This window comes from Brevundimonas sp., from assembly GCF_036659295.1.
GTDB lineage: Bacteria > Pseudomonadota > Alphaproteobacteria > Caulobacterales > Caulobacteraceae > Brevundimonas.
This window is the reverse complement of record NZ_JAVXCU010000006.1, coordinates 1-13,263: the sequence shown is the minus strand read 5'-3', so window position 1 is coordinate 13,263 and position 13,263 is coordinate 1. Positions and strand designations below refer to the sequence as shown.

Genomic DNA, 13,263 nt, shown 5'->3' with positions numbered 1-13,263 from the left:
CCAGATCAGACGCGTTCGATCACGGTGGCGGTACCCATACCGCCGCCGATGCACAGGGTGGCCAAGGCCGTCGACTTGTCCGAGCGTTCCAGCTCGTCCAGCACGGTGCCGAGGATCATGGCACCGGTGGCACCCAGCGGGTGGCCCATGGCGATGGCACCGCCGCAGACATTGATCTTGTCGTGCGCGATATCCAGCGCCTGCATGTAGCGCAGCACCACAGCGGCAAAGGCTTCGTTCAGTTCGTAAAGGTCGATATCGGCGACCGACATCCCCAGCTTGCCCAGCAGTTTGCGGGTCACAGGCTCCGGTCCGGTCAGCATGATCGACGGTTCCGAACCGATCGAGGCACCGCCGAGGATCTTGGCGCGGGGCTTGAGGCCCAGACGTTCGCCCATTTCCTTGGAGCCAACCAGAATACCGGCAGCACCATCGACGATACCCGACGAGTTGCCCGGGGTATGCACGTGGTTGACGGTGGCGACCTGCGGGTAGCGCTGGTTGATCACGGCATCAAAGCCCATGCCGCCCATCATGGTGAAGGACGGGTTCAGGCCGGCAAGGGTCTGCATCGAGGTGTTCGAACGGATGGTTTCGTCGCGGTCCAGACGGGTCAGGCCCAGTTGGTCCTTTACGGCGATGACCGACTTGGCAAAGCGCTTTTCTTCCCACGAGCGGGCGGCGCGCTTGTGCGATTCCACGGAATAGGCGTCGACGTCATCGCGCGACAGGCCGTATTTGGAGGCGATCATATCGGCCGATACGCCCTGCGGTACGAAATAGGACGGGAAGGCCGAGGACGGATCGGTCGGCCATGCGCCGCCGTCCGAGCCCATGGGCACGCGGCTCATGGCTTCGACGCCACCGCCGATGGCCATTTCGGCTTCACCGGATTTGACCTTGGCAGCGGCCACGTTGACGGCTTCGAGGCCCGAGGCGCAGAAGCGGTTCAGTTGGAAACCGGCGGTGCGCTGATCGTAGCCCGCGGCCAGAACGGCCGTGCGGGCAATGTCCGAGCCTTGCTCGCCCACTGGCGAGACGACACCCAGAACCACATCGTCGATCAGGGCGGTGTCGATGTTGTTACGGTCGCGCAGGGCTTCCAGAACCTGCGAGGCCAGGCTCAGCGCCGTGATCTCGTGAAGGCTGCCGTCTTTCTTGCCCTTGCCGCGGGGGGTCCGCACGGCGTCGTAGATATAGGCCTCGGCCATCTTGGTGCGTCTCTCTGTTGTTCGTGTTCCGTCGTCACAAGGTGATCCCGGAAACCGTTATGGTTCGCGCTTGTGACGGTTGTCGCAGTGGACACGTCTAAAGCGAAACTTGGTGCCTAGAAAGCCGACGTTTACGTCAACGTCAAGTAACAAGGCGCGTGAGGGCATAAACCAACTACGCCGTAATAACAATAGTGTCATTACGGCGTATGGGGGCTATCGGGATTTCAGGGGGAAGGGCTCAGGTTTTGCGCGAGAGCCGCACCAGTTTGCCGTCTTCTTCGTCGGTAATGACCCAGACGGCACCGTCAGACGCCACGGCCACATCGCGGATGCGCTCGCCAAGGCCGCTCAGAAGGCGCTCCTCGCCAACAACCTTGTCATTCTCGATGACCAGACGCACCAGATGCTTGCCGCCCAGTCCGCCGATCAGGGCATTGCCGTTCCATTCGGGGAACATGGTGCCGGTATAGAAGGTCATGCCGCCCGGGGCGATGACCGGATCCCAGTAATAGACCGGCTGGACCGTGCCTTCGACAGCGGGAACCGCGTTGGGAATGGCGTCGCCATTATATTCGATGCCATAGGCCGCGATCGGCCAGCCATAATTATTGCCCGCCTTGATGAGGTTCAGTTCGTCACCGCCGCGCGTACCGTGCTCGATGGTCCAGACCGCACCGGTGCCGGGCTGTATGGCAATGCCCTGCGGGTTGCGGTGACCATAGGTGTAGTTTTGCGGCAGGGCACCGGCGCGGCCCACAAACGGGTTGTCGGCGGGCACTGTTCCATCGGCATTGATGCGGATGACCTTGCCGTGGTGGGTGCCGAGGTCTTGGGCATCGGGGCGCTTGGGCTTGTCGGAACGCTCGCCAATCGTGATGTACAGCTTGCCGTCCGGTCCAAAGGCCAGCGACGAGCCATAGTGTTTGTCGCCGTCATAGGTCTGTGCAACCTGGAACACGGTTTGCAGGTTTTCCAGCTTGGTACCGTCATCCGACAGGCGCGCGCGGCTGACGGCGGTGCCGTTACCGCCTTCGCGCGGCTGGGCGTACGAGAAATAGATCAGGCGGTCTTGGGCAAAGGACGGGCTGAGGATGACATCCAGCAGGCCGCCCTGACCCTTGGCGTCCACTTCGGGCAAGCCAGTGACCGGCGCGCTGATCTCGCCCTTGTCGCTGACAATGCGCAGACGGCCCGGTTTCTCGGTCACCAGCCAGCGACCGTCCGGCAGGGCCGCCAGACCCCACGGGTGTTCCAGACCCGAGGCGATGACGGCATGGGTCATCTGGCCTTGAGTGGTCATGCCGGGGGCGCGGGTCTGGCCCTCAAGGGTGGCGCGCTGGTCGGGATTATTGGGGGGGCGGGTCTCGACCGGCTCACCCGCGACGGGGGCCGACGGTGCCTGACCGGTGGCACCGCAGGCGGCGGTCAGCGCCATAGCCGATGTGGCGCAGACCATAAGAAGGGAGCGGGTGACGGTGTTCATCGCGGAGCCTCGCTGAAAAGATCGTTGTGATCCAGACTAGGCTACACACGCGATAATTCGACTGCTTTTTGTGTCGCGGGCCATAAGTTTGAAAAATCCGAACTTAAACCCTTGAACAGAAACAGATGCAGCGATATAGGCACCGCTCTCGCGCTGTCAGACTCGTTTGCCCGCGCAGATCACCTTACGGTGGTTCTGGTTCGCCAGATTGCGGTAGGTCGGTTGGGTAGCTCAGATGGTTAGAGCGGTGGATTCATAACCCACAGGTCGGCGGTTCGATCCCGCCTCCAACCACCACCTCGCATTGCAACCTTCCCAAAATAAAAAACGGCGCGGCGCTTTAGTTGCGGTCGATGCGTGTCGGATTGAATATACGGCACACATATTCCGTTTCGGGGCGACCTGTCTGGGCACCGGTGGGTTGCAGGATGCCGCCACGGCTGGCGCAGTCCTGTTCCAGCTTGTCCATATCCTGACGATAGGAGTTCTGTCCGCCCGTGCTGGCACAGGCGGCAGTGGTCAGGGCGAGGATCGACAGAAGGCCTAGGGCTTTGACAGTCATGGCGCGTATCCTTGTTTTGTAAACTTGGCTGCAGGATTAGTGCGGCAGATAGCCAAGATGTTCCAATAGAATCTTGCTGCCCAGTACAATCAGGGCCACGCCGCCCACCAGTTCGACAATGCGGCCCAGTTTTGTGCCGGCAAACTTGCCTATCAGCAGGCCGAGTGTAGCCAGAATGAAGGTGGTTGCGCCGATGGCGGCGGCGATGATCCAGATGTTCTCGCCCAGCAAGGCCAGGCCGACCCCGATGGCGCCGGCATCGATGGATGTCCCAACGGCGGTCGCCACAAGGGCGAGCATGCCGGCCCTGCCAGCCGTCTTTCCGGCATCAAGGGCAGGCGAAGGTGCTTCTTCGGCATCGTCATCTTCGCGCTTGAGCGCTTCCCAGATCATCTTGGCACCCACTGCGCCCAACAGGCCAAAGGCGATCCAGTGGTCGATAGCTTCGACCAGACCGGCGGCAATGATGCCGAGGCCAAAGCCGATTAGCGGGGTCAGGGCTTCGATAATACCGAACACCAGACCGGAGCGCACAGCTTGCGCAAAGTTGGGACGTTGCTGTGCCCCGCGACCAATGGCGGCGGCAAAGGCATCGGCAGACATGCTGAGCGACAGGATCAGAATAGCAAAAGGTGACATTCAAGGACTCAAAGCCGGACGCGTGACAGCACACCATGGGCGCAGGCCGGCGCGGCCCCCACGGATGTACTGGTCTCGCTAGGCGGATAAATCCGCTGATCGTGCCATGCCTTGCAGCAAGTATGTTGACACGAACCCGACTGAGATATGTCGGCAGCTACTCCCCAACGGCCCTGCCTCTAGCGGCCTTTGTCCGTACGATCAAGCGGCGCTCAAAGCGTCTGCTGACTGGTAAAGGCGACAAGGCTTCCCATTTGTGCTACACGCCCGCTCTTATCCCCCATCGGTCACAGGATTTAGCCGCCGTGAGTATCACGCTGGACCTTACGCGTTCCACGCCTTCCGCCAAGCCTCCCGTCAACCTTTCAGGTCTGACGCGCGAAGGCCTGCGTCAGGCTTTGATCGATGGCGACATCTGCCCGCCTGAAAAGGCCAAGATGCGCGCAACCCAGGTGTGGCGCTGGATTCACCACTATGGCGTGACCGATTTTTCGCAGATGAGCGACGTCGCCAAAGAGACCCGCGCCAAGCTGGCCGAGACCTTTGTGCTGAACCGTCCCGAGATCGTCGAGCGTCTGGTGTCCAAGGACGGCACCCGCAAATGGCTGATCCGCATGGGGCCGGGCATCGAGGTCGAGACTGTCTATATTCCCGACGTTGGCCGCGCTGGTGCACTGTGTGTTTCCTCACAGGTCGGCTGCACGCTGAACTGCACCTTCTGCCACACCGGCACGCAAAAGCTGGTGCGCAACCTGACCGCGGCGGAAATCGTCGCTCAGGTTCAGGTGGCCCGCGACGATCTGGACGAATGGCCGTCGCCGAAAGAAGACCGCCGCCTGTCCAATATCGTCTTCATGGGCATGGGCGAGCCGCTCTATAATCTCGACAATGTGTCGGATGCGATCGACATCATCTCGGATGGCGAGGGTATTGCCATCTCGCGTCGCCGCATCACGGTTTCGACCTCGGGCGTGGTGCCCAAGATTCCGGAACTTGGCGAGCGTACCGGCACCATGCTGGCCATCAGTCTGCACGCCACCAATGATCCGCTGCGCGACCAGCTTGTTCCGCTGAACAAGAAATACCCGCTGGAACAGTTGATGGACGCTATCCGCGCCTATCCGGGTCTGGGTAATTCGCGCCGCGTGACTTTCGAATACGTCATGCTGAAGGGCGTAAACGACAGCGCCGACGAGGCCCGCGCCCTGTGCAAACTGATCTCGGGCATTCCTGCCAAGATCAACCTGATCCCGTTCAACCCTTGGCCGGGCACCGACTATGTCTGCTCGGACTGGAAGGCGATCGAGACGTTTGCCGCCATCCTGAACCGCGCCGGTTATGCCTCGCCGATCCGCACCCCGCGCGGCCGCGACATCCTCGCCGCCTGCGGTCAGCTCAAGTCCGAAAGCGAAAAGAAACGCGCCTCGGAACTGCGCAAGGAACAGCAGGACACCGACGAAGCCGCTGCCTAAGTCTTTATTTTCGCGGCTTAATGACGGGTTCGGCAACCTTAAGTTTCACGATTTGATCTGGTGTGTGAACGCGGGTCCTTGCGGAAGCGGGGGGCTTTCGGGCAAGGCATAGGTTAATCCCGACGTGGGTGTCTGAAAGGCTGTTGGCGTTTCTATGGAAACCTCGAACCTGAACGGTATGTTGTCGAGTCCGGAAGTGCAGGCTTTTGCCAACGGCTTTCCGGTCATGATGCTGCATCTGGTGGTCACATTCGGCCTGCTGGCTGTGGCCGCGACCGTCTATGCCTTTTTGACCCCGTGGCGCGAGGTGCGTCTGATCCGCCAAGGCAATATGGCCGCCGCGACCGGCTTTGCCGCTGTCCTGCTCAGCCTGGCCATTCCGCTGGCCGTGTCGCTGGCGGTTTCGTCCTCTATCCGTGACATTGTGATCTGGGGCGTGGCGACGGTGGTGTTGCAACTGCTGGTGTTCCGCGTGGTCGATATGCTGCTCAACGGCCTGCCCCAGCGTATCGAGCGCGGCGAAGTGTCGGCGGCGGTGGTTCTGGCGGGGGCCAAGATTGCCACCTCGCTGATTATTGCCGCTTCGCTGACGGGCTGAGCCCATGCGCTGGCCCCTTGCGGATTGGCTGATCTATAGTGCGGTCATCGGGGTTATTCTGCTGGCTTCGCTGAACCGTGGCGAGCGGGCCGATGCGCCGCCGGTCGAGGCGGCAGAAATGGATTCCGGCGATCTGCTGGGACCGATCACGCCTTTTGATCCGACCGTTGTGGTGGAGGCGAGCGAAGACACTGTGCGCCCGCAAATGGGCACCGCGTTTTCAATCGCCGATGATGGCCGCTGGATTACCGCCCGCCACGTTGTCGAAGGCTGCCGCCAGCCCGCACTGATTATCGACAAGAACAGGGCGCTGGCCGCCGATGTGCGTCTGGCCGCCAAGACCGATGTGGCGCTGTTGCTGACCGATGGCGGGCCGCCGGCTATGCCGCTGGCCGGAGACGAGACCCTGCGCAAGGGCCAGCGCGCCTTCCATCCCGGCTATCCGCAAGGCAAGCCGGGCGAGGTGGCCAGCCGTCTGATCGGGCGCGAAACCTTGCGGGTGCGCGGGCGCAATAACAGCTATGACGAGCCGGTACTGGCATGGGCCGAGGCGGGGCGCACACGCGGCCTGTCGGGCACCTTGTCGGGCCTGTCAGGGGCGCCGGTGCTGGACCGTCGCGGGCGTGTTCTGGGCGTGACGATTGCGGAGTCTCCGCGTCGTGGCCGTATCTATACAACGGCACCGGGGGCCTTTGTGGCCGCTGTCGGACCCGAGCGCGGGCGCGACGAGGACGTGCTGGGCCAGACGGTGACGACCCGCAATTACGGGGCCGTCGCCGACCAACTCAGACGCGACCTGCGCGTGGCGCAGGTCGTCTGTCTGGGGGTTTGATCCCCAAAACCTGATTCAAGCGAGAGCCTCAGCCGGAACCGTCGAGCGGCTCCGGCTGAAACGATCATGCTCTAGCGCAGGTTGGCGCTGTCGAGGTTCAGATCCGTGGCGTCGATAATCTCGACATTCGGATATTTGGCCTTCAGGTCGTCGATGAACATCGACGCATCACCCACCACCACGACATTGGCGCGGTTGGTCGGCAGTTTGTCGGCGAAAGCCGCCTGAATTTCCTCGGGCGTTACCGCCTTTACGCGATCCGCATAGACAGACAGTTCGCTGAGCGGCAGGTCATAGGCGGCCAGTTCGGCCACCAGCGACCCCAGACCCGAGACGCTTTCGATCGAACGGCCAAAGCCACCGATCATGATGGCGCGGCGCGGACCCAGTTCAGCTTCGCTGGTGGGGGCCTGGCTCATCTTGCCAATCTCCTCCAGCAACAGTTCGACAACCTCGTCGGCAGACTCGTTCTTGGTCTGGGTCGAGGCGGTGAACAGGCCCGCCTGTGCCATGGCCCCGACGCCCGAGCGTGCGCCGTAGGACAGGCCGCGCTTGACGCGGATTTCGTTGTTCAGGCGTGACGAGTAGCTGCCACCCAGCAGGGTATTGCCCAGCGCCAGCGGGAAATATTCCTCGTCGGTGCGGGAAATGCTGCGCGACGAGATCGACACAGCCGCCTGACCTGCGCCCGGAAGGTTTACCACCACCACGCGCGGAGCCTGCTGGCTGACCGGAACATTGGGGGCAGCAGCCGAGGGCGGGGTGTGGGCGCGCCAGTCGCCAAAGGCCTTCTGGGCCAGTTCGCGGGCCTGTGCGGGCGTGATGTCACCCGAGAAGGTCAGGATGGCCTGATCGGGCCGGATATAGCGGGCATGATAGGCCGTCAGATCGTCCGTGGTCATGGCGGTCAAGCTGCGCTCGGTGGCCAGATTGCCATAGGCGCTGTCACCGAAGTTCAGGCGTGTGGTCGCCAGCGAGGCCAGCGAGCCCGGCTGGCTCAGCGCCACCTTCAGGCTGTCCAGCGTCTGGGTACGCTGACGCTCCAGCTCCTCGCCCGCAAAGGCGGGTTGGCGCACGATCTCGCTCAGCAGGTCCATGGTCTGGCCGAACACATTGGCCGGGCTGCTGGCAAAGACGTTGAACTGGTCGCGGCCTGTGCCGGCACCGATATTGGCCCCCAGTTGTTCGATCTGGGTGGCGATTTCGGGGGCACCCAGACGCTTGGTGCCTTGCGTCAGCATGTTGGCGGTCATGGAGGCCACGCCTGCCTTGCCTTGCGGGTCATAGGCCGAGCCGGCCTTGAAGGTCAGGCGGGCCGAAACCAGCGGCAACTGGTTGTTCTGGGCCACCAGAACGCGCAGGCCGTTATCGAGGTTGAAGTCGGCGATAGCGGGGGTGGCGGGGCTGACCTCTGCACCCGGTTGCGGGATCGGGGTGCGCTGGCCTTCCGGCTTGGTCACTGACGGCGTGCCCATGGGGGCAAGGTCGGCCACCTTGACCGGCGATGCCATATTCACGGTCTGGGCCGTGGTCGGGTGTTCATCGCTAGAGGCCAGATAACGCATGGTGATCTGGCTTTGCGGGGTCAGATACAGGCGGGCGACGCGCTGGATGTCGGCGGCGCTCACATTCTGGATTTCGGCCACGGCATTGTCGGCGGTTGCCGCATTGCCGGTCTTGATCAGGGCCCAGCCCAGAACATCGGCACGGCCCTGCGCGCCTTCACGTTCGGAAAGGGCGCTGGCGATCAGTTCGTTCTTGGCTTCGATCAGTTCGGCAGCGGTGACCGGCTGGTCACGCAGGCGGGCGATTTCGCGCTCCAGCAGGGCCTTGCCTTCGTCCAGGGTACGGCCCGCCGACATCATGGCATATGCGCTGAGCGTTCCGGCTTCTTTCATAAAGTCGGGGCTGGACGAGGCGCTGTTGGCGGCCTGTGCTTCATAGACCAGTGCGCGGTGAAGGCGGATGCTTTCGCCGGTCGACAAGATGCCGTCCAATACCGACAGGGCGGCCACGTCCGCATGGCTGGCAGGCACAGTGTGCCAGCCGATCAGCACCGTCTCCAGCGGCACGTTCGGCGCATAGAAGGTGTGGTCCTCGGGACTGGTCACTTTCGGCTCGGTGACAGGGCGCACCGGAATGGCGGTGGTCGGGTTCTTCAGCGGGGCGAAATACTGGTCCACCCAGCGGTTCAGTTGCGCGTCGTCGAAATTGCCGTCCACGATCAGGAAGGCATTGTCGGGACGGTAATAGGTGCGGTGGAAACGCAGCACGTCTTCCAGCGAGGCCGATTCCAGTTCCTCGATCGAGCCGATCACGCCGCGACGATAGGGGTGTTCCTTGAAGAAGGTCGCTGGCGAGAACAGCGCAAACAGGCGGCCATAGGGATTGGACAGCACGCTCTGGCGGTATTCTTCCTTCACCACGTCGCGCTCGGAGACGAAGTTGGCCTCGTCCACGACCAGCGTGCCCATACGGTCCGCTTCGGCAAACAGGATGCGTTCCAGATGGTTGGCCGGAACCATCTCGTGATAGGCGGTGACGTCTTCGGCGGTGAAGGCGTTGTTATAGCCGCCCACATCTTCGGTCAGGCGGTCGAAGGTCTCGTTGGGGACGTTCTCGGTCGCTTTGAACATCAGGTGTTCAAACAGGTGGGCAAAGCCCGAACGGCCCGACGGATCGTCCTTGCCGCCAACGCGATACCAGACCTGAACGGCGACATTGGCCGAGGTCGGATCATTGCGGGTATAGACCTGCATGCCATTGGCCAGCGTGCGCTGCTGGTAACCCAGCGGCGGCACGGTGACGGTTGACGGGGCCTGTGTGGCGGTGGCGGTTGCCACAGCAGGGGCCGCCAGAGCGGGGGCAGCCGCACAAAGGGCCAGTGCCGAAACGGCAGTGCAGAACAGATGGCGGGTCTTCATGGACCACTCCCGAACGAAATCAGATCAGCTCTTCTAACGTCCGGAAGCCGGTGGTCGCACCTTACTGTGTTGTAATGTTCGCGCGCACAGGGCGTGGTGGTCAGTCGTTGAACACGCGCACCACAATATTGCCGTCCGTATCCAGCCAGGCCCGCTTCATACCCTGACTGTTGTAGGGATCGGCAATCGCGCCATTGCGGTCCAGAGCGATCAGGCCGCCATCGCCACCCATGTCGCCGATACGCGCAATGGTCGCCGCAGCGGCATCGCTCAAGGACTGGCCCGCGCCTACGCCGATGGCGGTGCGGGCGGCGGCGGCAGCGCGGATGAAATACTCGCCCTGTCCGGTGCAGGACACAGCCGCATTTTCATCGGCCCATGTGCCCGCCGCCGGAATGGGGGTGTCGCCCACACGGCCCGGCATCTTGCCAAACACGCCCGCCGTCGAGGTGGCTGCGGCCAGTCGTCCGTGAATGTCCAGCACACAGACACCGACCGTGCCGTGCGACAGCGTACCGGGGGGATGGTTGTCCTCGCCCTTGCCTGCGCGGGTGAACCACTGGTCGGGATCGGTCACAGGTTCCAGTGCCTGTGCGGCGGCAAAGCGGGCCGCACCACTTCCGGCCAGCATGACGTGTGGGGTCTTGTCCATGACGGCACGTGCGGCGACGACAGGGTTCTTGTAGCCTTGCAGGGCGGCAACCGCACCGGCCTTGCCGGTTTCGCCGTCCATGATGCTGGCATCCAGTTCGTATTCACCGTCCAGATTGGGCGAGGCCCCGCGACCGGCGACATAGAGCCCGCTGTCTTCCAGCATCACGACGGCTTCGACGGTCACATCGAGGGCGCTGGCACCGGCTTCGAGACGGGCCTGCATGGCTTCCACGACCTCGCGCATATGCACGACCTCTAGGTCGTAGTTGCGCTCGCGGCGTGCGCCTGCTCCGCCGTGGAGAATAAGTGCCGGACGACCCATGGAATGCTCCTGAAACAACGATATCCCTCTAGGCAGCGGCCTATGAGGTGCTTTAGCGTCGCAAATGTGTCGGTGGTTTACCGACAGGGGATGTCGGAGAGAAGTATCAATGCGCGCTGTTTTGTCCAAGGTGGCCGGTGGGCCTGAAAGCCTCGTTATCGAAGAGGTGACGGACCCCACGCCCGCCAAGGGACAGGTGGTGATCGAGGTCAAGGCCATCGGCATCAACTATCCCGATGCGTTGATTGTCGAGGACAAATACCAGTTCAAACCCGAGCGTCCCTTCTCTCCGGGCGCTGAAATCGCCGGCATCGTCGATGCTGTGGGCGAGGGCGTAAAAGGCGTTATGCGCGGAGATCGCGTGATTGCCGTACCCGGCTGGGGCGGACTGGCCGAGCGGGTGGCGGTGCCTGCCGACAGCCTGATCCCTATTCCGGACGGCATGGATTTCGAGACGGCCGCGGCCTTTGTCATGACCTATGGCACCTCCTATTACGCGCTTAAGGACCGTGCGAACCTGCAACCGGACGAGACGCTGCTGGTGCTGGGGGCTGCGGGCGGTGTGGGTGCTGCGGCGGTCGAGCTGGGCAAGGCCATGGGTGCGCGCGTGGTGGCTGCGGCCTCGACCAATGACAAGGTCGAGTTTGCACTGGAACTGGGTGCCGATAACGGCCTGATCTATCCGTCCGGCCCTATGGACAAGGCGGCCCAGAAAGAACTGGCCGGTGAGTTCAAGCTGGCGACAGGGCGTGACGGTGCCGACGTGGTCTATGATGCGGTCGGCGGTGACTATGCCGAGCCTGCACTGCGGGCCATGGACTGGAACGGGCGTTATCTGGTGGTGGGCTTCCCCGCCGGTATCCCGTCCCTGCCGCTGAACCTGACCTTGCTGAAATCGGTGTCGGTGGTCGGGGTGTTCTGGGGTGCGGCGGTTGCCCGCGATCCGGCAGGCCATGCGGCCAATATGACCGAGCTGATGGCTCTGTATAAGGCAGACAAGATCAGACCGCGCATCAGCAAGACCTATCCGCTGGAAAAAGCGCCCGATGCCATCAAGGCGCTGGGGGAGCGTCAGGCCATGGGCAAGATCGTGGTCGTGACCGAGGACTGATTACTTCTGTGGTGGCGGGGCCTCTTCGGAGGTTCCGTCGCGCAGACGGGCCAGCATGGCCTTGGCGCTGAGGCGGTGGCGGTCCTTGATGTGTGCACCCAGCGTGGCCAGTACCGCCGCCAGTACTGCCGCATCGTCGCTAAAACCGACAACCGTGAAAACATCCGGGATGGCGTCGACCGGCATGACGAAATAGGCCAGCGCCCCCAGTAACAGAGCCTTGGCCCGGAAGGGGGTTTCAGGGTCCTGTGTCGCATACCACGCGGACAGAACCTGATCGGCGAAAGGTATCTTCGAGGCGACCTTTCGCATCTTGGGCCAGAAATCGCGTTTGACCCGCATCTCATTCGTTTTATGAACCACAGGGACGAGCGCCTTGTGCGGGTCGATGGCATCTTGTGGTGACGCCGGTTTGGTTTTGACGGTCATGGCCGTTTAATCCCTGTCCTCAGCACTGGGTTCACTTTTTTATATAGGAACAGTTTCGATGAAACTCGATGGTTCGATTGCAGCAGTCGTTACGGGTGGCGCTTCGGGGCTGGGCGAAGGCACGGCCCGCGCTCTGGCTGCCAAGGGCGTCAAGGTCGCCATCTTCGATCTGAACGAAGAAAAAGGCGAGGCCGTTGCCAAGGAAATCGGCGGCGTGTTCTGCAAGGTCGACGTGACCTCGGACGACAGCGTCGCGGCCGGTTTCGCCAAGGCCCGCTCGGCCCATGGTCAGGAACGCCTGACCGTCAACTGTGCCGGTATCGCTACGGGCCAAAAGACCGTGTCGCGCAAGAAGGACACCGGCGAGATCCGCGCCCACGACATGGCCCAGTTCGAACGCACCGTGACGATCAATCTGTTCGGCACCTTCCGCGTCCTGTCGCAATCGGCAGCGGGCATGGTCACGCTGGAGCCGATGGAAGACGGCGAGCGCGGTGCCATCATCAACACGGCTTCCGTGGCCGCTCAGGACGGCCAGATCGGTCAGGCCGCCTATTCGGCCTCCAAGGGCGGCGTCTATGCCATGACCCTGCCGGTGGCCCGCGACCTGATGAATGATGGCGTGCGCGTCAACACCATCCTGCCGGGTATCATGTGGACCCCGATGATGGCCGGTATGGACCAGAAGGTTCAGGACGCACTGGCTTCGATGATCCCGTTCCCCAAACGCCTCGGTACGCCCAAGGACTATGCCAACCTCGCCCTGCATCTGGCCGAGAACACCTATATCAATGGCGAGTGCATCCGTCTGGACGGTGCGATCCGTCTGGCCCCGCGTTAATAGACCAAAGAAAATTCCGCGATTTCAAAAAAATGGTTGCGGAGAGAGGAGGGGGCGGCTAAACGCCACCTCCTCGACGCGGACGGCAATAGTCGTCATGACGGATGCGGGCGTAGCTCAGGGGTAGAGCATAACCTTGCCAAGGTTAGGGTCGGGCGTTCGAATCGCCTCGCCCGCTCCAG

General features: G+C 62.6%; 12 protein-coding genes, 2 tRNA genes and 1 riboswitch. Of the genes, 7 read left to right on the top strand and 7 right to left on the bottom strand.

The window, feature by feature from the left end; translation table 11 throughout:
* Positions 1-5: 5 nt before the first annotated feature.
* Entirely contained in the window at positions 6-1,211 is a 1,206-nt protein-coding gene (locus tag RSB01_RS02385; RefSeq protein ID WP_332589786.1) for an acetyl-CoA C-acetyltransferase, read from the bottom strand.
* Positions 1,212-1,452: 241 nt separating this feature from the next.
* Positions 1,453-2,697 (bottom strand): PQQ-dependent sugar dehydrogenase, encoded by a 1,245-nt coding sequence (locus tag RSB01_RS02380; RefSeq protein ID WP_332589787.1) that lies wholly within the window; start codon positions 2,695-2,697, stop codon positions 1,453-1,455.
* Between the two features lie 220 nt (positions 2,698-2,917).
* Here RSB01_RS02380 and RSB01_RS02375 point away from each other — a divergent pair.
* Positions 2,918-2,994 (top strand) — tRNA-Met (locus RSB01_RS02375).
* 43 nt (positions 2,995-3,037) lie between these two features.
* Here the strand turns inward: RSB01_RS02375 and RSB01_RS02370 are convergent.
* Together RSB01_RS02370 and RSB01_RS02365 are read right to left on the bottom strand one after the other, a co-directional pair.
* On the bottom strand, positions 3,038-3,259 hold the full coding sequence (locus tag RSB01_RS02370; protein ID WP_332589788.1) for a hypothetical protein: 222 nt from the start codon (positions 3,257-3,259) through the stop codon (positions 3,038-3,040).
* A gap of 36 nt (positions 3,260-3,295) precedes the next feature.
* The gene (locus RSB01_RS02365; protein ID WP_332589789.1) at positions 3,296-3,898 is read right to left on the bottom strand and encodes a manganese efflux pump MntP family protein; all 603 of its coding nucleotides are present in this window, start codon (positions 3,896-3,898) and stop codon (positions 3,296-3,298) included.
* A gap of 12 nt (positions 3,899-3,910) precedes the next feature.
* A riboswitch (yybP-ykoY riboswitch) is annotated at positions 3,911-4,084 on the bottom strand.
* Positions 4,085-4,203: 119 nt separating this feature from the next.
* Between RSB01_RS02365 and rlmN the strand changes: the two genes are divergently transcribed.
* From rlmN to RSB01_RS02350, 3 genes are all read left to right on the top strand, one after another.
* Complete coding sequence (gene rlmN / locus RSB01_RS02360; protein ID WP_332589790.1) at positions 4,204-5,370, top strand: 23S rRNA (adenine(2503)-C(2))-methyltransferase RlmN; 1,167 nt, start codon at positions 4,204-4,206, stop codon at positions 5,368-5,370.
* Positions 5,371-5,524: 154 nt separating this feature from the next.
* Positions 5,525-5,968: a DUF350 domain-containing protein gene (locus RSB01_RS02355; protein WP_332589791.1), complete on the top strand. Its 444-nt coding sequence runs from the start codon at positions 5,525-5,527 to the stop codon at positions 5,966-5,968.
* Between the two features lie 4 nt (positions 5,969-5,972).
* A complete protein-coding gene (locus tag RSB01_RS02350) occupies positions 5,973-6,800 on the top strand; it encodes a serine protease (protein WP_332589792.1) in 828 nt (275 codons plus the stop codon).
* 71 nt (positions 6,801-6,871) lie between these two features.
* Here the strand turns inward: RSB01_RS02350 and RSB01_RS02345 are convergent, their stop codons facing one another.
* On the bottom strand, positions 6,872-9,724 hold the full coding sequence (locus RSB01_RS02345) for a pitrilysin family protein (protein WP_332625030.1): 2,853 nt from the start codon (positions 9,722-9,724) through the stop codon (positions 6,872-6,874).
* A gap of 100 nt (positions 9,725-9,824) precedes the next feature.
* Positions 9,825-10,700 (bottom strand): isoaspartyl peptidase/L-asparaginase family protein, encoded by an 876-nt coding sequence (locus RSB01_RS02340; protein WP_332589794.1) that lies wholly within the window; start codon positions 10,698-10,700, stop codon positions 9,825-9,827.
* A gap of 109 nt (positions 10,701-10,809) precedes the next feature.
* Here RSB01_RS02340 and RSB01_RS02335 point away from each other — a divergent pair, with 109 nt between their 5' ends.
* Positions 10,810-11,811: an NADPH:quinone oxidoreductase family protein gene (locus RSB01_RS02335; RefSeq protein ID WP_332619686.1), complete on the top strand. Its 1,002-nt coding sequence runs from the start codon at positions 10,810-10,812 to the stop codon at positions 11,809-11,811.
* Here the strand turns inward: RSB01_RS02335 and RSB01_RS02330 are convergent, their stop codons facing one another.
* Positions 11,812-12,240, bottom strand: coding sequence for a YkvA family protein (locus RSB01_RS02330; RefSeq protein WP_332589796.1), 429 nt, complete (start codon positions 12,238-12,240; stop codon positions 11,812-11,814).
* 58 nt (positions 12,241-12,298) lie between these two features.
* On the opposite strand from RSB01_RS02330, the gene RSB01_RS02325 reads away from it, so the two are divergent.
* A complete protein-coding gene (locus RSB01_RS02325) occupies positions 12,299-13,081 on the top strand; it encodes an SDR family oxidoreductase (protein WP_332589797.1) in 783 nt (260 codons plus the stop codon).
* A 106-nt stretch (positions 13,082-13,187) separates the two neighbouring features.
* A tRNA-Gly gene (locus RSB01_RS02320) sits at positions 13,188-13,262 on the top strand.
* Position 13,263: the final 1 nt, after the last annotated feature.

Coding starts and splice junctions, on each gene's coding strand:
- RSB01_RS02380 (WP_332589787.1), bottom strand. CDS start 2,697: ATGAACACCGTCACCCGCTCCCTTCTTATGGTCTGCGCCACATCGGCT.
- RSB01_RS02340 (WP_332589794.1), bottom strand. CDS start 10,700: ATGGGTCGTCCGGCACTTATTCTCCACGGCGGAGCAGGCGCACGCCGC.
- RSB01_RS02355 (WP_332589791.1), top strand. CDS start 5,525: ATGGAAACCTCGAACCTGAACGGTATGTTGTCGAGTCCGGAAGTGCAG.
- RSB01_RS02365 (WP_332589789.1), bottom strand. CDS start 3,898: ATGTCACCTTTTGCTATTCTGATCCTGTCGCTCAGCATGTCTGCCGAT.
- RSB01_RS02370 (WP_332589788.1), bottom strand. CDS start 3,259: ATGACTGTCAAAGCCCTAGGCCTTCTGTCGATCCTCGCCCTGACCACT.
- RSB01_RS02345 (WP_332625030.1), bottom strand. CDS start 9,724: ATGAAGACCCGCCATCTGTTCTGCACTGCCGTTTCGGCACTGGCCCTT.
- RSB01_RS02335 (WP_332619686.1), top strand. CDS start 10,810: ATGCGCGCTGTTTTGTCCAAGGTGGCCGGTGGGCCTGAAAGCCTCGTT.
- RSB01_RS02350 (WP_332589792.1), top strand. CDS start 5,973: ATGCGCTGGCCCCTTGCGGATTGGCTGATCTATAGTGCGGTCATCGGG.
- RSB01_RS02330 (WP_332589796.1), bottom strand. CDS start 12,240: ATGACCGTCAAAACCAAACCGGCGTCACCACAAGATGCCATCGACCCG.
- RSB01_RS02325 (WP_332589797.1), top strand. CDS start 12,299: ATGAAACTCGATGGTTCGATTGCAGCAGTCGTTACGGGTGGCGCTTCG.
- RSB01_RS02385 (WP_332589786.1), bottom strand. CDS start 1,211: ATGGCCGAGGCCTATATCTACGACGCCGTGCGGACCCCCCGCGGCAAG.